This window comes from Staphylococcus sp. OJ82 (assembly GCF_000294465.1).
Classification (GTDB): Bacteria; Bacillota; Bacilli; order Staphylococcales; family Staphylococcaceae; genus Staphylococcus; species Staphylococcus equorum.
Map to the genome: position 1 here is coordinate 115,588 of NZ_ALPU01000003.1, position 18,591 is coordinate 134,178.

The following is an 18,591-nucleotide window of genomic DNA, read 5'->3' on the forward strand; positions in this document are numbered from 1 at the left end:
CGAATAAATTCATTTTAATATGAATTCAACGAAAGTGTCTTTATTTTACTCTCACTTATTGGGTTCAGTTCAAAAGCCCTAACGATCTCAGCTATAGCTTCGTTAATTGGAGGTATTGTAGCAGTTATTGGTTTTATCATTTTAGCTAAACCGTTATCTGCCTTTGCTTTGAAATTTGGTCCTCAAGAGTACTTTTTATTATTCTTATTTACGCTTTCAGCTATTGTAACTTTATCGTCAGGGAAGATGGTCAAGGGGTTCATTGCGACAAGTATTGGTTTAATCATTAGTACAGTAGGGGTAGATTTACAAACAAGTATTTATCGTTTCACATTTGATTTACCTCATTTAAGTGAAGGTATCAACTTCTTAGTCGTTATCATTGGGGTATATGCCGTAGCAGAAGTATTATATAATTATTTACATTTAGATGCATTGAAACCACCTAAAGCTGATGTCGGATCAATGAAATTATCTAAGGAAGATATAAAGAACACAAGAGGCGCTATGCTTCGCCAAAGTCCTATTGGTTTCTTAATCGGTGTATTACCAGGAGCCGGCGGCTCTATTGCGGCAATGTTAAGCTATTCAACCGAAAAACAAATATCTAAAAATGGCAAGAATTTCGGTAAAGGTCAAATAGAAGGCGTAGCTGCGCCAGAAGCTTCTAATAATGCTGCTTCCGTAGGTGCTTTAATCCCGTTATTAACGATGGGCGTGCCAGGATCAGGAACAACAGCTGTAATTTTAGGTGCAGTCGTTATGCTAGGTTTACAACCAGGACCTTTATTATTTGCAAATGAACCTGAAACGATATGGACACTCGTTAATAGCATGTTTATTGGTAATATATTCTTAGTCATTTTGAACATTGCTTTAATAGGATTACTGTTAAAAATATTACGTACACCACCCAAAGTGTTATATCCTATTATTTTGGTGCTAGCGTTTATCGGTACATATACATTAGGTTATAGTATCACTGATTTCTATATTCTAATTATTTTCGGTATTATCGGCTTAGTTATGAAATTATTAGATTTCCCGGCTGCGCCTTTAATTTTGGCAGCAATCGTAGGTTCAGATATGGAGCAGAATTTTCGTAAAAGCTTAATAGTGAGTAATAACAATGTAGCAGATATCTTTTTGGCATCCCCAATTAGTATCGTATTGACATTGATGACTATTTTAGCGCTGTTCTATCCACTGATTATAAAAGGATTTAAAAGAATGAAAGTGAAAAAATAACATAATAAATCTACTCATTATGTTATGTCATGAGAGGTTTCAAAACGTAAATAAACCAAGTGCTATAAAAGCATTTGGTTTATTTTTTATAGATGTTTTTCCTTGAGATAATCTTTGTTTATCAATTTCTTTACTAAATTTACAAGGAAATGGAAGAATTCTTTTTCGCTAATTCATTTATATATTTGTTGTCCTATATTTAGTTACATCAATGAATCAAGGCAGTGATTTGTGCCGACCCCGCGGGAAAAGTACTAGCAGAATACTATAGGATGGCTCATGCCTGCTGAAAGTGTGTACAAAAAGTGCCGACAAAGTCTTCAACTTTGTCGGCACTATGCAACTACTCATTAAGTTCTATAAACAACGATTTTAAATAGTTATTATTGAAGCATTTCCTTATATACTTTTTGGTTTTGATAAACAGTAGTTAGCAGAGGTGCATTTAATTGGTATGATGCTGCTAAATTTAACAAATAACCTTGTAAATGATCTGCTTCAATATTTAATCCTTTTTCCATATCTCGTTGCATAGAAGTCTTGAAGTGATAGGATAATTTCGGCAGTGATTTCATATATTGATCGACGATATTATCCGAAATAGGCGCACTATGTGTACGCATAATTGAAGCGACTTCATTGTATAGTGACTCAATAAAATCAATGCCTCCCACGCTATCACGAATTGGTCCAATTGGTGCATGCATGAGTGTAGTAAGACTTGATAGTACAGTGATCATTAAATATTTATGCCACATACCTTGCTGGATATTTGAACTTAAAATAAATTCAGCTTTGGTATTTGAAAAAGCTTGAGCAATTTGTTCAGCACGTTCACTTTGATCACCATTTAATTCACCAAAAAAGAGTTTGTCAAAAGGACTTGTATGAACGATTTCACCAACGGGGTTTAAAGTCGTTTCAATAACGCAATAACCACCCATAATTTTATTTTCACCGAAAGTTGATTGTAACTTTGGTAGATGTGCGATTCCATTAAGTAATGGAATAATCACTGTATTACCGTTAACAAATGGTGTTAAATCTTCAAGTGCATGTTCTAAATGATAAGACTTAGAAGACAAGAGTACTACATCAAATGGTTTCACACGGTCTTTTCTTGTAATAAGTTGAGGGTTAAAGTGATAGTCACCCTTTTCGCTATGAATAGATAGACCATTACGCTCTAGATATGATTTTCTTTTTGAACGTACTAGAAATGTAACGTTTTGACCACCTTCAGCTAAGCGACCACCAAAGTAGCCCCCGATACCACCTGCTCCTAAGACTAAAATTCTCATTATTATGCAACTCCTCGTGTTATGTATTATTTCTATCTTGTTAATATATATACCACTTCATAAAATTATTACGCATATTTTTATATATATTTTATATTATTATTGTAGATGTATATATTAAATTAAGGTGTTATTTTTTCTTTAGCTTCTCAAATTATAAAGTTAACTATCAGAATGAGCATTGTTTCACATGGAACGAAAGTGGAAATATTTATGAAAACAAATGATTTAGAATTTTCTAAAAACTTATTGACTAATCATGAGTGCGATGCTAGGATTAAAACAATCAAATACATATGATTTACTCTTATCTAGAGTGGTGGAGGGATGTGCCCTATGAAGCCCAGCAACCGTCGTTTTTGAAATGGTGCTAATTCACAGAAAGTAATTTTACTTTCAAAGATGAGGGAAGGTGGATACTTTCTCTTGAAAACCAAGAGAAAGTATTTTTTATACATAGCTTTAGTCGTAAATTAAAACAAATTATAAGGAGAGATTTGATGAAAAGGGTTATAAGTTTAGTTTCGTTATTAGTATTAGCAGTTATATTAGCAGCGTGCGGAAATTCAAAGGGTGAAGGTGAGGATAAAAAAATCACGATAGCAACGTCTCCTGCGCCACATGGCGAAGTGCTAAAACACGCTAAAAAAGCAATGAAAGAAGAAGGTTATGAATTAGAAATTAAGACAGTGAATGACTATAAAGTGCCTAATAAATTATTAGATAAAGGCGATGTAGATGCAAATTTTTTCCAACACGTGCCTTATCTAAAAGCTGAAAAAGAAGATCATAACTATAATATTGAAGAAGTAGGAAAAGTCTTAACTACGCCAATGGGTGTGTACAGTAAAAAATATAAAGATATTAATGATATCCCTAAAGGCTCAACAATTTATGTATCGAACAATCCTGCTGAAGAAGGACGTTTCTTATCATTTTTTGTTGATAAAGGTTTAATTAAAATTAAAAAAGGTGTAAATATTGAAGATGCAAAATTTGAGGATATTGTAGAAAATAAAAAGGATTTAAAATTCAATAACAAACAAGGTGCTGAATTTTTACCAAAAACATATAACAGCAAAGAAGGCGCGGCAGTTATTATGAATTCCAACTATGCTATCGATAATGGACTAACACCACATAAAGATTCGATTGCAGTTGAGGATAAATCATCACCATTTGCAAATATAGTCGCCGTTCAAAATGGCCATAAAGATGATAAAAAATATCAAACGTTAATTAAAGTACTACAATCAAAAGATACACAAGACTTTATTAAAAAAGAATACGGTCAAGACGTCATTCCGTATGAAAAATAGGTTGTCATAGATAACACAATAAATTGGTTACATTTTATATAGTAATTAAAAGTACCATATATTAATATTCTATAAATAAGGCGGGGATAAAATGTCCAAAATAGGAATCATTGGGCTTGGTAAAGTAGGAAGCCAAGTACTTACAGACGTCCAAAATTTAAATTTATTCTCAGATATTGTATTAATTGATACAGATACAGAAAAAGCAAGTGGTGAAGCACTGGATCATTTGCACACGCAAGGTTTACCTAATTCAACCCACATCAATATTCGCGAGGGCAATTACGAGGATTTAACCGATGCCTCATTCATTGTAATTACAGCAAGTGTGCCAACAGATCCTAATGAGGGTGACCGGGTATTGCTTGCGAAAGGTAATCGAATTATGATTGAAGGAGTCATGAAACAAATTAATCAAGTGACACAAGATGCGATTGTTATTTTAGTTTCCAATCCAGTAGATACAATTACTTATATGAGCAATGCATCTCAGTATCCTTCACATAAAATAATTGGTACTGGTACATCTTTGGAAACATCTCGATTTAAAACATTGATTGCGTCATATTACCAAGTTGACCCTAAGAATGTTGAAGCGTTTGTGATTGGAGAACACGGGCAACATGCAGTTCCTGTATGGAGTAAAGTTAGAATTTATGGCATGACATTAGATGAATTTCAACAATTGACGGATACTCCACCTATCGATAAAACGCGCATAACTTCAGAAATAGATCAGGTATCTATGGATGTGTTTTATAAAAAAGGATGGACAAATGTAGCGATATCGAAAGTAGTTAATTATTTAATACAAGCAATTGCATTAAACCAGCAGAGCATCATGCCGTTAACTTCAATAAGTAATGAATATGGTTTGAATGAGAGTGCCTTTAGCCTACCTACATTAGTGGGACGTGAAGGTATTAAACAGAGGTTTGAAATTCAACTTAGTCCAACAGAAATTGCGCAACTCAAAGAGGCGCATCGATATATAAAACAAACAATTAGTAAAGTAACAAATTAATAATTGAGAGATAGTAACGAATGAAAAATTCAGTTGCTATCTCTTTTTTTATTTAAAATAAGCATTTATAGCAGAAATTAAGGTGATGTTAAATAAACAGTGAACTCCTTGCTTATATAATGAGTTATAGCTACAATGTATTTGATATTATAGGTAACGCTTACTAATAAGGCGTGTAAGAATGTGGAAAGTGCGGTGCAGAAATGCAAGAAAGACATGCTAAACTTATTCGTTTAATATTAAATAATAGTAATGATTATTTAAGTGCAAACGAAATAGCGAACTACTTGAATGTTTCCAACAGAACTGTACGAAGTGATATTAAATATATTAATAGTGAGTTAGTGAAAGAACTAATTGTTAGTGTAAAGGGTCGAGGTTATAAAATGAACCGTACCTTATATAGCGTGGAACAATTAGCAGAAATCGTTACAGCATATACGAATAAAGAAAGTGAAATACTGTTGAAAATAGGGTACCAATTGCTAATGCATCAACAACCCATGACTGTTGATCAATTGGAAAATGACTTTGCCTTAACAAGATCAGAAGTAAATGACTATTTAAAGAGAATACAATCATGGTGTACCTCATTTGATATTAATGTAAATATTTCTAAGAAAAAAGGTATTACAGTTAATGGTAACGAAATGAATATAAGAAATGCGATTCTCCATTTAAATCAGCTCTCTACAAAACACCAGACTGTAGAGCAATTCATTCTAAATGAAATACCGGAAGCACATATCCAAATGATATTTCAAATTATTAAAAATAACTTAAGTGATTACCAAATACAAACTTCCGATATTCGAATTCGACAATTGCTCATACATCTTATTATTATCTTTAAAAGAAACAATGACAATGACGCTTCGTGGGTTGTAGATGAAGAATCACAAATTATAGCACAGCATTGCATAGACGAAATAAATCGTAAATTAGCATATGGTCTAAGTGATGAAACAGCTAAATTGTTTTCATTTTTTATTAGTTACTATTTTAATAAATACGATTTAGGCTTAGAAAAAGTGTTCGTTAAAAGTTATATCGATAGAATGATATATCAAATGGAAAAAAGTGTTGGAGTGAATTTTACTAAAGATAAAGCATTACGTGACAATGTTTATTCACATTTTAGTAGAACCTACTTACGTATTGCTAAAAATGTCTACATTAACAATCCATTAACTGAAGATATAAAAAAACATTATCCTTTTGTTTTTAACACATTATATGAAACAGTAAATCATTTGTCTAAAGACGCAAAAATAAATCTAGTAGAAGATGAAATTGCATTTTTAGCATTACATTTTCAATCATCAATAGATCGTAATGAAAAAAATCGTTTTAATATCGTAATTACTTGCTACTATGGTTTGGGTATTTCAAGTTTATTGGAAGCTAAAATAGCAAATTTAGATGATAGGATACACGTGATAGATACATTGAAATTAGAAAATGTGTCACAGTATGATTTTTCAGGTGTCGATGCTTTGATTACGACGCATTTTATAGATAAATTTCAGGTGCCAGATACATTACAAGTAATGGAGGTTTCTCCATTATTTTCCAATGAAGATGCTAATAAAATTCAATCATTTATACGCCATAAGCAAAATCCTGTGCTAAATCAGGATGAATTAGCAGCCATTCAATTTGATGTGCACTCAGACAAGCAAGAGCTAACAGAAGCATCCTATGTATTTGAACAGGCGCAAATTATTTTTGGGGACAACCACTCAGTTAGCGAAAAATATATCCAAAGTGCTTTGGAAAGAGAAAAATTTTCTTCTACTTTTATAGGAAATGGGATTAGTATTCCTCATGGCGATCCTGAAAAGGTACTGAAATCACACGTGGTGATTTTTAAAAACATGCAGGGTTTTGGCTGGAAACAAAATCGAGCGAAATTAGTCTTTTTCTTAGCAATAGCAGAACAAGATATTCCAGCTATGAAAAAGATTATTCATACGATAGCCAATTTAACTGAAAATGATGTAGATCAGTTGTTAGTGCTTGAAGATCAAATTTTAAGGGATAAAGTAATTCAGTTAGTGAAAGAATAATTGCCACTACTAACGGCAATTATTCTTTTTTATTTATTCATGAATGCGTTTACAATTAAAAGTAAGGAGGATGAACGTTATGAAAATATTAGCGATAACATCGTGTCCAAATGGGATAGCACACACGTATATGGCTCAAGAGAAATTAGAGCAAGCAGGTAAAGAAATGGGTATAGACATTAAAGTAGAGACGCAGGGAGGCGTTGGTGCTGAAAATGTTTTGACATCGAAAGAAATTAGAGAAGCGGATGGGATTATTATTGCCGCAGATCGCCAAGTAGATTTATCTCGATTTGATGGGAAATTATTAATCAATGAAAGTGTTCGAGAAGGTATTCATAAACCACAAGAACTCATTCAACGTATTATCGATAAAGATGCACACATACATCATGAAGCTAATGCGACAGGTGCTTCTAATCAAGATGATGAGGAGCAAAAAAGTGGCATGCAAATGATATACCAACATTTGATGAATGGTGTTTCATTTATGGTTCCATTTATCGTTGTTGGTGGACTATTGATGGCAATTGCATTGACTTTAGGAGGCAAAGCCACACCTGAAGGGTTAGTAATACCGGAAGATTCATTTTGGAAATCAATTGAAAATATCGGTAATTTAGCATTTAGCTTTATGGTTCCTATCTTGGCAGGTTATATTGCTGTAAGCATTGCAGATAAACCGGGGCTTGTGCCAGGGATGATTGGTGGTGCGATAGCTGCTGATGGTAGTTTTTATGGTAGTGACGCAGGTGCAGGTTTTTTAGGCGGTATCGTAGCAGGTTTCATAGCAGGTTATATTGCAAAATGGATAAAAAATATTAAAATACCAAAAGCAATGGCTCCAATTATGCCGATTATCATTATACCGATAATATCTTCACTTATCGTAGGTCTCATTTTTATTTTCTTAATTGGCGCACCGATTGCTAGTATTTTTGAAGGCTTAACGACATGGTTGAAAGGGATGCAAGGAACAAATATCGTAATTTTAGCGTTGATTATTGGAGCAATGATTGCTTTTGATATGGGTGGACCAGTAAATAAAGTTGCATTTCTATTTGGTTCAGCATTGATTGCTGAAGGAAATTATGCAGTCATGGGTATGGTTGCTGTTGCAGTATGTACACCACCTATTGGTCTAGGTCTTGCAACATTTATCAACAAACGCAAGTTTAATAAAGCTGAAGTAGAAATGGGTAAAGCTTCATTTACAATGGGATTATTTGGTATAACGGAAGGTGCGATTCCTTTTGCTGCTCAAGATCCCTTACGTATTATACCTTCTAATATGATAGGTGCTATGATTGCAGCGGCGATTGCAGCAATTGGTGGCGTAGGTGACAGAGTAGCACACGGTGGACCTATCGTAGCTGTGCTTGGTGGTATTGACCAAGTGCTCTGGTTCTTTATAGCAGTGATTGTAGGTAGTGTTGTGACAATGTTCTCAGTGTTAACACTAAGAAGAAAAACACCAGCAATAGCTGGAGATGCAGCGCATACAGAAGCAGGAATGACAGAACAAAGTCAGAATGATTCAGAAGTAACTGCGCAAAATAGCGCTGAAGAAAAAGAAGATAAACAATCAACAACAGATGATGAAATTGAAGTATTTCAGCAAGAGGTAATTGAAATATCAGAGAAGAAATTGACAAGAGACGAAGCAATTGAACATCTTGTAGTTCAATTAGATAAATATGATTACATTACAGATGCGGAAAAACTGAAAGCAGACGTCTTAAAACGAGAAATGGAGTCGACAACGGCTATAGGCATGAATGTGGCAGTACCTCATGCCAAGTCAGATGCAGTGAAAAAACCAATCGTAGCAGTTATGAATAATAAGCAAGGCGTGAATTGGGATAGCTTAGATGGCACATTGCCAAAAATTGTTTTCTTAATTGCAGTACCAAGTGATAGTAGTGATACTCACTTGAAATTGTTACAGCGTTTATCTAGAGCGCTAATGGATGATAATATCCGTCAAAGTTTAATCGATGCAACACATACAGAACAAATATACGATATACTAAAAGAAATATAATTGGAGGTATGAGCATATGCCATTATTCTTACAACCTGTTTTTCAAGAACGTATCTGGGGTGGTACGGCTTTAAAATCATTCAATTATGATATTCCTAATGAATATACGGGTGAATGTTGGGGGATATCAGCACATCCTAATGGACCGAATATAATTGAGAATGGTAAACATAAAGGTAAAACATTAGAAGCAGTATGGAATGAAGATAAAGCATTATTTGGTGAAACTGGTGATACTAAATTCCCTTTATTAACGAAAATATTAGATGCAAACGATAAATTATCAGTTCAAGTCCATCCAAATGATGAATACGCACAAAAATATGAAGGTGAATATGGCAAAACAGAGTGTTGGTATATTCTAGATGCACAAGAAGATGCAGAGATTATTTATGATGTGAACGCTAAAAATCAGGGTGAATTAAACGAAATGATTGATCGACAACAATTTGATACACTTTTTAAAACAGTAAAAGTACAAGCAGGAGATTTCTTCTATGTACCAGCTGGAACAGTACACGCAATAGGAAAAGGTATTATGATTTTAGAAACGCAACAATCTTCGGATACGACATATAGAATATACGATTATGATCGTGTAGATAAAGATGGAAATAAACGTGATTTGCACTTAGAACAGAGTAAAGCTGTAATTCATCTTTCAGAAGATTCACCTAACACGACGCCAATACATGAAAATATCCAAGGGCAGCAGTACACACAATTTGTGTCTAATGATTTTTTCACAGTTGAACGTTGGGTGATCGCTGGTAACTTAAATTATAGAAAACCGCATGACTACTGTCTTGTTTCAATTGTTGAAGGTAGCGGACAAATTACTGTAGATGGAAGCGACTATAGTTTAAACAAAGGTACGCACTTTATACTGACAACAGAAGATACAGAGATAAAATTTAATGGTGACATGACGATGATTGTCAGCCATGTATAAATAAGGAGAGGCAAGATGAATTTGATTTGTCACAAGGCAAATTAGTTTTGTCTGTGCCTCTTTTTATACATAATTAAGATAAACTAATAAATGATGGAGTTGGTGCCTGATGTTGAAAATTTGTGTTGATATTGGAGGAACTAAAACGATTGTGGGCCTTATCAATGAAGACTTAGAAATCGTAGCGAGTCAAAAATTTAAAACGGATAAAGATGTGCCCGAAAAGGAATTTGAAGAAATTATAAACCTGGCGAATGACTATGTAGAGAATTTCGAAAATGTCGATAAAACTTCGTTAAATATTGCGATGCCAGGTCCTTGTGATTATAATCAAGGCTTATTTTTAAATCCTCCCAATTTGCAAAAATATAATGGATTTAATGCGGGTACTTATATAACACAGAATAGTGAATTTAAGCCACGATTTGTTAATGATACGGATGCTGCAATTTTAGCAGAACATCAGTATATAAAAGCACAAACTGAGGATTTCATTTACTTAACGATTAGCACAGGCGTTGGCATGGCTTATATGAAACAGGGACAATTAATCTCTGGCATTGACGGGAACTTTGGTGAGATTGGCCATACAGTAATTAAAAGCGATAGTAGTTACCAATGTCCTGTCTGTAAGCAATATGGCTGTGTTGAAAATGAGATTTCTGGATTAGCGATTAGCAGAAAAGCGAGTGGGATTCTAAAAAGAGAAGTGAGTACAAAAGAAGCCATTGAAATGTATGTTCAAGGTAAAGACAAAACAATAAGTCATATGATTGAGGAAGTTTTAAACTTAACTCAACAACTGTGTACAAATTTATTTAGTGTATTTAATATTTATCATATTGTATTAGGCGGCGGCGTGACGCAAAGTCCATTGCCTTATAAAGAAAGTATAGAAACCTATGTAAAAGAACATCATTTAGTACGAAATAGTCCCATTAGTATTAAAGTAAGTGATTTAGAAGCTAATGTATTAACGGGTTTATATTTTGTGAATGAATCATAATAAAAGACTACACATATGTTGTATTACTATCAAATAACGTTTTTATAAACCTCTTTGAAATGTATAACAATAGTGTGTAGTCTTTTTAAAGTTTATTTCTTTTAATAGCTAAGTATTTTCGTATGTTCAAAGTTTTAGATAATTGATCTGAAATCAACAAACCTAAAGCAATCGCACCTGCTATCAAAATAGCACGAATAAATGTGTTAGTCGCGTCAGTAAAATTAAGCGTAACGAGCTGTTGTGTCGCACTGAAAGCAATGCTTCCTGGAACAAGTGGAATAATACCAGGAATCATAAACAATACAACAGGCGCTTTATATATTCGACTCATAGTATGGCTGATTAAACCTAGAGTTAAACTACCTAATAAACTTGTGTATATTGTATCCATTTGTCCATGCTCGCTTAAAATAAAATGGACGATATAACCCATGGCTCCAGCAAATCCGGCGGGAAGAAATACCTTTTTATGCGAATCGTAAATCACGTTGAAGAAATAAGAGGCGCTGAAACTGCATAAGAATGTAATTAAAATAGTCATGAAGAATCCCCCTTAAAATAGTGAATACGCAATTGCTATGCCTGAACCAATCGCAAAAGCAATAACTAATGCTTCCAAAAATTTTGCTGTAAACATAAGCATGTGACGTCCAAATAAATCTTGTATTGCGGTTGTTATTAACACGCCAGGAACAATTGGCATAACTGAAGCAAGCATGGCAGGTCCAAACATATTATCAACATTGAATAATTTAGACCCAAATATAACAATTGTTCCTATTACAAAAGAAGCTACAAATTCAGGTATAAACATAGTCAGTGACTTACTATGCATATACTCTACGATTAAAAATCCTGTAGCACCAGCTATGATTGCGGTAAGTGCATCTGGCCATGTACCATTTTGTAAATATAAAAAGCTCAATGAAATAATGCCGGCTGCTATACCTTTCTTCCACAATGGAATTGTTACTGATGTACGTTCTATATTTTTTAAAAGGTCATAAGCTTCTTCTATAGACAATTGATTACTCGTGAGTTTTCGTGAAATTGCGTTAACTTGAAATATTTTCAATAAGTTGGTGATATTTTTATTAATACGTAAAATGCGCGTATCGTGTTCCTCACTAAGTGAAAAATTGATAAACACATTTATGACATATCCTTGGCTATTATAATAGCCCATACAAATTGCTATGCGACGCATAGTATCTTCAACACGCGATACTTCAGCGCCAGAAGATAAAAGTATTTTACCGGTAAGTAATATGACATTCATGGTTATTTGATCTTTTTGATTATCCAAACATGCACCTCCAACTTATTGAACAATTATTGTTATTATCCCAATATTAATTAACAAACACAAAGGTAAATACCTTTATTAATAGAATATAGGAGTTGAAATATAAAATTTACACACGCAGGAGTCTTCGGTTTGTGTGACGAGATAATAGCGCGCAGTCTAAAAAACGCCCAACCTTTATTTGTTTGGGCGTTTTTGACGTGCTATATTTTCAGAGTGTGAACTTGGTTCTTAGCGTCACTAAGGAAACTTTTAACATTAGTTTCCAAGTGGAATTAAGGATTACAAAAGCTAGGCTTTTGCATAAGCATCACTAAGGAAATTTTTTCATTAATTTCCAAGTGATGCTTTAAAACCATTATCAAGATCTGAAATGATGTCTTCTACTTTTTCTGTTCCAACTGATAATCTTACAAGTTCAGGTAGTACACCTGAAGCTTTTTGTTCTTCTGGTGACAATTGTAAGTGCGTTGTACTTGCAGGATGAATGATTAATGATTTAGAATCACCAACGTTTGCTACGTGTGAGAATAAATTTAATCCTTCAACGAAATTAGCAATATCGTCTACTGAACCATCAACGCCAAATGTGAGTATAGCGCCTTGTCCATCTGGTAGATATTTTTGAGCTAATTCATTGTAAGCATTGTTTTCTAAACCAGGATAGTTTACCCATGTTACATTTGGATGTTTTTCTAAATATTGAGCGATGCGTAAAGCATTTTCTGAATGACGTTCCATACGTAGATGTAATGTTTCTAAACCAATTAAGAACTCATGAACATTGAAAGGTGATACAGATGCACCTAAATCACGTAATAATTGAACACGTGCTTTAGTGATAAACGCAGCTTCTCCTACATCCTTCGCATAAGAGACACCATGATAACTAGGGTCTGGTTCTACTAAGCCAGGGAATTTACCGTTATCCCAATTAAATTTACCACTATCAACAATGACACCGCCGATTGAAGTACCATGGCCACCAATAAATTTAGTGGCTGAATGAACAATAATGTCAGCACCATGATCAAACGGACGTAATAAATAAGGCGTTGGGAATGTATTGTCAACAATTAATGGAACGCCATTATCATGAGCAATATCTGCAACAGCTTCTATATCTAGAACATCAATACGAGGGTTGCCGATTGTTTCTGCATAAACAACTTTCGTTTTATCTGTAATAGCATTTTTAAAGTTTTCAGGATTACTAGGATCTACAAAATGGACTTTAATACCTAATTTTTTGAATGTCACTTTTAATAAATTATATGTACCACCGTATAAGTTTGAAGAAGCAACAATTTCATCACCTGTTTCAACGATGTTTAATAATGCGAGATGTATTGCAGCTTGTCCTGAAGCAGTAGCTAAAGCGCCAACGCCCCCTTCTAGAGCCGTGATGCGTTCTTCAAAGACATTTTGTGTTGGGTTCATAATTCTCGTGTAAATATTACCGTCTTCTTGTAGCGAAAATAATTTTTGTGCATGGTCTGTACTATCAAATACATAACTCGTTGTTTGATGGATAGGTACTGCGCGTGATTTTGAATCATCCACTTGTTGACCGCCATGAATTGATAATGTGTCTAAATGCCATGAATTCTGACTCATAATGTAAATCCTCCTATAAATTTGAATTTTCTGATAACTAATACTATACAAGAGCTATATAGTGAATTCAAGTATTCTTATTAAAAAAGTAAGGATTTATTTTAAGTGTTTTACAATATTTTAATTATAAAATTTGCAAAAAGGGCTGAAACTATTTATAATTCATATCAGTATAGTAGGGAATAAACAAAATATTAAAAACACCTGTGTGTGGAGGACTATGATGATTGCATATGATTTAATCGGCAATACACCTATGGTATTATTAAAATCTTTTAGTAATGAGGATGTTCAAATTTATGCTAAATTAGAACAATTCAATCCTGGCGGTAGTATTAAAGATAGACTTGGGAAGTATTTAATTGAAAAAGCTTTAGAGAACAACTTAATACAAAAAGGTGGAACTGTAGTAGAGGCATCAGCAGGCAATACGGGTATTGGCGTAGCTATTGCAGCCAACCATCATAATATAAATGCAGTTATTTTTGCACCTGAAGGTTTTGCAGAAGAAAAAATAGCTATTATTAAAGCCTTAGGTGCTGAAGTTAGAAGAACTGAGCAAGCACTAGGCATGCAAGGTGCTCAAGAAGCAGCAAAGCAATTTGAATTGCAAACAGGCGCACTTTATTTAAATCAATTTGAATCTGCTAACAACCCGAAAGCATATTTAGAAACGTTGGGCAAAGAAATTACAGAAGCATTGCCAGAAATAGATTATTTTGTAGCTGGTATAGGTTCAGGAGGTACATTTACAGGTGTTGCAGAACACTTAACTTCCTTAAATGTAGAGAATGTCATAGTTGAGCCGGAAGGTTCTATATTAAGTGGAGGAGCTCAACATCCCCATGATATTGAAGGTATCGGTTCTGAAAAGTGGCCTCAGTTTTTACCTGAATCCTTAGTTTCTGATATTGTTAAGGTATCTGATAAAGAGGCTTTTGAAAATGTAGCATTATTGGCAAAACGAGAAGGCTTACTTGTAGGAAGTTCCTCTGGCGCAGTCTTACAAGGTGCATTAGAAGTAAAAAAACACATCAATAGTGGCGTTATTGTAACGATTTTTCCTGATGGTAGTGATCGATACATGTCACAAAAAATCTTTAATTATGAGGAGAATCATTAATGAATAAAAAAACACAATTAATTCACGGCGGATCTACTACAGACCCATATACAGGTGCAGTAACTACACCAATTTATCAAACAAGTACATTTATGCAAGATGACATCGGTGATATGAGACAGGGATATGAATATTCTCGTTCAGCTAATCCAACACGTAGTTCATTAGAAGGCTTAATTGCTGATTTAGAACATGGTCAATATGGTTATGCATTTGGTTCAGGTATGGCAGCAATATCAGCAGTGATTATGTTATTAGATGAAGGCGATCATTTATTGATAAATTCTGACGTTTATGGTGGCACTTATAGAGCTCTAACAAAAGTGTTTTCACGTTTTGGAATAAAAGCAGATTTCATAGATACAACGCATATAGATGAAGTGGAACAATATATTAAACCAGAAACAAAAATGTTATATATTGAGACACCTTCAAATCCATTATTACGAGTAACAGATATTAAAAAATCAGCTGAAATTGCACAAAAACATAATTTGATATCAGTTGTTGATAATACATTTATGACGCCATATTTCCAAAACCCATTAACATTGGGTATTGATATTGTATTGCATTCAGCTACAAAATACATTGGTGGTCATAGTGATGTCGTTTCAGGCCTAGTTGCTACAAATGATGAGAACCTAGCTGAGCGTATTGGATTTATTCAAAATTCAACAGGCGGCGTGTTGGGACCACAAGATAGTTATTTATTAATTCGTGGCATTAAAACATTAGGGCTAAGAATGGAACAAGTACAACGTAATGCACTTTCAATTATTGAAATGTTGCAACAACATCAAAATGTTAAACAAGTATTTCATCCAAGCATCGCTGAACATTTAAACCATGATATCCACGAAGCACAATCAGAAGGACATACTGGTGTTGTTGCTTTTGAAGTTGAGGATATAGAAAGTGCCAAAGCAATTATCCGTGAATCGCAATATTTCACATTAGCTGAAAGTTTAGGTGCAGTAGAAAGTTTAATTTCTGTACCAGCATTAATGACACATGCATCTATTCCTAAAGACATTCGTGCCAAAGAAGGTATTGCAGATGGGCTAATTCGTCTCTCAGTTGGCATTGAAGACACTGAAGATTTAGTGGAAGATTTAAAAAAAGCGTTAGATCACCTAAAATAATTAATAATAAAAAAGAACCTCCAATATTTGGAGGTTCTTTTTTATAAGACACTGTTCTGTTGTAATATCTATGTAGTACTTTTGTAGCCTTTGTATGTCATATTGGATAATGGCTTATTAGGACTTAAGTTTAGTTTTAAGATAAGGCTTCTATGTATCACAGAGTTATTTTCTAGGAATACCAATCACATGACCTAATTGTTTTGGAATGTCGAAGGGTTGTTGGCTATCAAAATATGTTTTGATCTTATCATAAACAGGTTCAGGGAAATTCATGCTACGTCTTGTATGGTGACTTACGCCCATCATAATGACTTCATAAGTAGCCGTGCGTTCGTCCTGCTCATTATACATCGTTAAAAACAAATGCACTCTCTTGGCATCATAGTCATGTATATGAAACTTGATATAAAATTGATCATCTAGTAATAATTCATTTAAAAAAGAAATATGTGCTTCAATGCTAAATATCGTGATCTCTTGATCGGGACGATATGAAATTGATAAATCTACAGATTCAAAGAAACCAACAACTGCATCACTGAAAATTGAATAATATTGTGCGTCGTGCATATGATTATTACGGTCAATCCAAGATGGTTGTACGGTATTTCTATATATGTATTCTTCTACCATGAGACCACTCCTATAATTATTTTTTAATATTGGACTATATAATTGTATCAGTTTTATAGTGAAAAGTTTAAAAATTTGTTTTCTCTATAATGATATTATTATTAGTTGAAAAGTGCGTATTATATAATGTAAATACCATCAAGGATAAGTATTTTCAGCGGTTTGAAAATTAAAGATTAGTGAGTTACTATGAATATGTAAACGTTTACATTATTGTGAAAGGCAATACGGATTTTCTATGTATAGACGTGTATAAAGGGGTTTGGAATGTAATGCGTTCTATTTCACAATGATGATTTTACGTTTTAAACAAAAAATATTACTACGTACAAAGGGGATTACTATGAAGAAAGTATTTTTAATAGGTAGTGCCTTAATTGGTATAATTGTGGGTGCTGGATTTGCTTCGGGACAAGAAATCCTACAATATTTTACTAGTTTCGGTAAGTTGGGTATATTTGCAGCAATTGTTTCAACAATGTTATTTTCATATATTGGTATGGTACTTGTATGGCTAGGTAGTAAGTTTAAAGCTCAGAGTCATAATGATGTAATACATAAATTAACAGGCGGTACATTGTTTGGTAAAGTGCTTGCATGGGTGATAGATATTGTACTCATCATCGCTTTATTTGGATTTGGTGTCGTAATGCTTGCTGGTGGCGGTTCGAACTTTGAACAACAGTTTGGTATACCAGCAGTACTTGGAACATTATTAATGGTTCTCTTAGTATTTTTATTCGGTATGTTACGTGTAGATAATGTTGTTAAAGTTATCGGTAATATTACACCGTTATTGATTATAGCGATTCTCGTTGTTGCGGTTTATTGCTTGTTTACTATGTCAGGTACGTTTACTGAACTCACTGACATAGCTAAAGAACATACGTCAGCGGTGCCGAATTGGTTTATTTCAGGCGTTAATTACGTTTCATTAAATATCAGTTTAGGAGCAACTATGGCAATTGTTATGGGTGGTAGTGAGAAGAATCCTAAGGTAGCTGCATGGGGTGGCTTCTTCGGAGGATTTTTTTTAGGCATAATGATTATGATAAGTCATTTTGCGATACTTTCTAAAATTGAAACGGTAGGGGATTTACCAATGCCGATGTTAGGGCTTGTAAATGATATATCTCCAATTTTAGGTGTTCTTATGTCTATCATTATCTATTTAATGATATTTAATACGTGTTTAGGTATGTTCTATTCACTTGCTACACGTTTTACTACTCCTGAAACAATACAGTTTAAAATATTTTATATCGTAGCTATTTTAATTGGCTTTGCAGTAAGTTTTGCAGGATTTACAGACTTAATGTCATTCTTTTATCCATTCATTGGATATTTAGGATTAGTATTAATTATGGTATTAATTTATGCACCATTTAAAGTTAAACGATTAGAGAAAAAAGGAGATTTGCCATAGTATAATAGAAATAAAATCAATATGATTATTTATATAGGCTTTGTTTTACAAATTTGAATATTAAGATAGAATGAATAGGCATAGAACTAAGAAAAACAGATTGTATTGTGAGAGGAGTACTATTATGGTATTTGTTGCATTAATATTATTTATTTTATCTTTAGTCTTACTTATTTATTCTATCGCATTATTAATGGGCAAGGATGGTTCGTTATTTAGTTTGTTTACGGATGGAGAAAAAACTTTAACTAAACGACAAAAGTTATTAATCTATATCGTTACGATTGTTTTATTAGTGATAAGTTTAGTTTGGTTACTTAATCTAATTTAAAAGTTGTGTCTTTAGTTTGAAAAATAATTTATATGTTTAAA

The 18,591-nt window shown here is 33.5% G+C and carries 15 protein-coding genes, 1 pseudogene and 1 riboswitch; of the genes and pseudogenes, 11 read left to right on the plus strand and 5 right to left on the minus strand.

Annotation, left to right across the window (positions count from 1 at the left end; genetic code table 11):
• Nucleotides 1–60: 60 nt before the first annotated feature.
• Nucleotides 61–1,248, plus strand: a pseudogene (locus tag SOJ_RS02825) (tripartite tricarboxylate transporter permease); the annotation flags it as partial.
• Nucleotides 1,249–1,631: 383 nt separating this feature from the next.
• Here SOJ_RS02825 and panE read toward each other — a convergent pair.
• Complete coding sequence (gene panE, locus SOJ_RS02830; RefSeq protein ID WP_002506571.1) at nucleotides 1,632–2,549, minus strand: 2-dehydropantoate 2-reductase; 918 nt, start codon at nucleotides 2,547–2,549, stop codon at nucleotides 1,632–1,634.
• Nucleotides 2,550–2,853: 304 nt separating this feature from the next.
• A riboswitch (SAM riboswitch) is annotated at nucleotides 2,854–2,958 on the plus strand.
• 91 nt (nucleotides 2,959–3,049) lie between these two features.
• Here panE and SOJ_RS02835 point away from each other — a divergent pair.
• The 6 genes from SOJ_RS02835 (at nucleotide 3,050) to SOJ_RS02860 (ending at nucleotide 10,963) form a co-directional block, all read left to right on the plus strand.
• The gene (locus SOJ_RS02835) at nucleotides 3,050–3,868 is read left to right on the plus strand and encodes a MetQ/NlpA family ABC transporter substrate-binding protein (RefSeq protein ID WP_002506572.1); all 819 of its coding nucleotides are present in this window, start codon (nucleotides 3,050–3,052) and stop codon (nucleotides 3,866–3,868) included.
• Nucleotides 3,869–3,959: 91 nt separating this feature from the next.
• The gene (locus SOJ_RS02840; protein WP_002506573.1) at nucleotides 3,960–4,892 is read left to right on the plus strand and encodes a lactate/malate family dehydrogenase; all 933 of its coding nucleotides are present in this window, start codon (nucleotides 3,960–3,962) and stop codon (nucleotides 4,890–4,892) included.
• A gap of 203 nt (nucleotides 4,893–5,095) precedes the next feature.
• Nucleotides 5,096–6,961 carry a BglG family transcription antiterminator gene (locus tag SOJ_RS02845; RefSeq protein ID WP_002506574.1) on the plus strand — a complete coding sequence of 622 codons (1,866 nt, stop codon included), beginning with the start codon at nucleotides 5,096–5,098 and terminating at the stop codon, nucleotides 6,959–6,961.
• Nucleotides 6,962–7,040: 79 nt separating this feature from the next.
• Nucleotides 7,041–9,005: a fructose-specific PTS transporter subunit EIIC gene (locus SOJ_RS02850; protein WP_002506575.1), complete on the plus strand. Its 1,965-nt coding sequence runs from the start codon at nucleotides 7,041–7,043 to the stop codon at nucleotides 9,003–9,005.
• Nucleotides 9,006–9,021: 16 nt separating this feature from the next.
• Nucleotides 9,022–9,957 (plus strand): mannose-6-phosphate isomerase, class I, encoded by a 936-nt coding sequence (manA, locus tag SOJ_RS02855; RefSeq protein WP_002506576.1) that lies wholly within the window; start codon nucleotides 9,022–9,024, stop codon nucleotides 9,955–9,957.
• 109 nt (nucleotides 9,958–10,066) lie between these two features.
• Nucleotides 10,067–10,963: an ROK family protein gene (locus tag SOJ_RS02860; protein WP_002506577.1), complete on the plus strand. Its 897-nt coding sequence runs from the start codon at nucleotides 10,067–10,069 to the stop codon at nucleotides 10,961–10,963.
• A gap of 85 nt (nucleotides 10,964–11,048) precedes the next feature.
• Here SOJ_RS02860 and SOJ_RS02865 read toward each other — a convergent pair whose 3' ends face one another.
• From SOJ_RS02865 to SOJ_RS02875, 3 genes are all read right to left on the minus strand, one after another.
• Nucleotides 11,049–11,507: a threonine/serine exporter family protein gene (locus SOJ_RS02865; RefSeq protein WP_002506578.1), complete on the minus strand. Its 459-nt coding sequence runs from the start codon at nucleotides 11,505–11,507 to the stop codon at nucleotides 11,049–11,051.
• A gap of 12 nt (nucleotides 11,508–11,519) precedes the next feature.
• Nucleotides 11,520–12,272, minus strand: coding sequence for a threonine/serine exporter family protein (locus tag SOJ_RS02870; RefSeq protein WP_002506579.1), 753 nt, complete (start codon nucleotides 12,270–12,272; stop codon nucleotides 11,520–11,522).
• Between the two features lie 330 nt (nucleotides 12,273–12,602).
• On the minus strand, nucleotides 12,603–13,889 hold the full coding sequence (locus SOJ_RS02875) for a homocysteine synthase (protein ID WP_002506580.1): 1,287 nt from the start codon (nucleotides 13,887–13,889) through the stop codon (nucleotides 12,603–12,605).
• 223 nt (nucleotides 13,890–14,112) lie between these two features.
• Between SOJ_RS02875 and SOJ_RS02880 the strand changes: the two genes are divergently transcribed.
• Together SOJ_RS02880 and SOJ_RS02885 are read left to right on the plus strand one after the other, a co-directional pair.
• Nucleotides 14,113–15,012: a PLP-dependent cysteine synthase family protein gene (locus SOJ_RS02880; protein WP_002506581.1), complete on the plus strand. Its 900-nt coding sequence runs from the start codon at nucleotides 14,113–14,115 to the stop codon at nucleotides 15,010–15,012.
• Entirely contained in the window at nucleotides 15,012–16,157 is a 1,146-nt protein-coding gene (locus tag SOJ_RS02885; RefSeq protein ID WP_002506582.1) for a bifunctional cystathionine gamma-lyase/homocysteine desulfhydrase, read from the plus strand. Before SOJ_RS02880 ends, SOJ_RS02885 begins: the two co-directional genes overlap by 1 nt.
• 165 nt (nucleotides 16,158–16,322) lie before the next feature.
• Here SOJ_RS02885 and SOJ_RS02890 read toward each other — a convergent pair whose 3' ends face one another.
• Complete coding sequence (locus tag SOJ_RS02890; protein ID WP_002506583.1) at nucleotides 16,323–16,793, minus strand: thioesterase family protein; 471 nt, start codon at nucleotides 16,791–16,793, stop codon at nucleotides 16,323–16,325.
• Between the two features lie 343 nt (nucleotides 16,794–17,136).
• Between SOJ_RS02890 and SOJ_RS02895 the strand changes: the two genes are divergently transcribed.
• Both SOJ_RS02895 and SOJ_RS02900 read left to right on the plus strand, forming a co-directional pair.
• On the plus strand, nucleotides 17,137–18,219 hold the full coding sequence (locus SOJ_RS02895) for a YkvI family membrane protein (protein WP_002506584.1): 1,083 nt from the start codon (nucleotides 17,137–17,139) through the stop codon (nucleotides 18,217–18,219).
• A gap of 124 nt (nucleotides 18,220–18,343) precedes the next feature.
• Nucleotides 18,344–18,550 carry a hypothetical protein gene (locus tag SOJ_RS02900; protein WP_002506585.1) on the plus strand — a complete coding sequence of 69 codons (207 nt, stop codon included), beginning with the start codon at nucleotides 18,344–18,346 and terminating at the stop codon, nucleotides 18,548–18,550.
• Nucleotides 18,551–18,591: the final 41 nt, after the last annotated feature.

Coding starts and splice junctions, on each gene's coding strand:
- panE (WP_002506571.1), bottom strand. CDS start 2,549: ATGAGAATTTTAGTCTTAGGAGCAGGTGGTATCGGGGGCTACTTTGGT.
- SOJ_RS02835 (WP_002506572.1), top strand. CDS start 3,050: ATGAAAAGGGTTATAAGTTTAGTTTCGTTATTAGTATTAGCAGTTATA.
- SOJ_RS02840 (WP_002506573.1), top strand. CDS start 3,960: ATGTCCAAAATAGGAATCATTGGGCTTGGTAAAGTAGGAAGCCAAGTA.
- SOJ_RS02845 (WP_002506574.1), top strand. CDS start 5,096: ATGCAAGAAAGACATGCTAAACTTATTCGTTTAATATTAAATAATAGT.
- SOJ_RS02850 (WP_002506575.1), top strand. CDS start 7,041: ATGAAAATATTAGCGATAACATCGTGTCCAAATGGGATAGCACACACG.
- manA (WP_002506576.1), top strand. CDS start 9,022: ATGCCATTATTCTTACAACCTGTTTTTCAAGAACGTATCTGGGGTGGT.
- SOJ_RS02860 (WP_002506577.1), top strand. CDS start 10,067: ATGTTGAAAATTTGTGTTGATATTGGAGGAACTAAAACGATTGTGGGC.
- SOJ_RS02865 (WP_002506578.1), bottom strand. CDS start 11,507: ATGACTATTTTAATTACATTCTTATGCAGTTTCAGCGCCTCTTATTTC.
- SOJ_RS02875 (WP_002506580.1), bottom strand. CDS start 13,889: ATGAGTCAGAATTCATGGCATTTAGACACATTATCAATTCATGGCGGT.
- SOJ_RS02880 (WP_002506581.1), top strand. CDS start 14,113: ATGATTGCATATGATTTAATCGGCAATACACCTATGGTATTATTAAAA.
- SOJ_RS02885 (WP_002506582.1), top strand. CDS start 15,012: ATGAATAAAAAAACACAATTAATTCACGGCGGATCTACTACAGACCCA.
- SOJ_RS02890 (WP_002506583.1), bottom strand. CDS start 16,793: ATGGTAGAAGAATACATATATAGAAATACCGTACAACCATCTTGGATT.
- SOJ_RS02895 (WP_002506584.1), top strand. CDS start 17,137: ATGAAGAAAGTATTTTTAATAGGTAGTGCCTTAATTGGTATAATTGTG.
- SOJ_RS02900 (WP_002506585.1), top strand. CDS start 18,344: ATGGTATTTGTTGCATTAATATTATTTATTTTATCTTTAGTCTTACTT.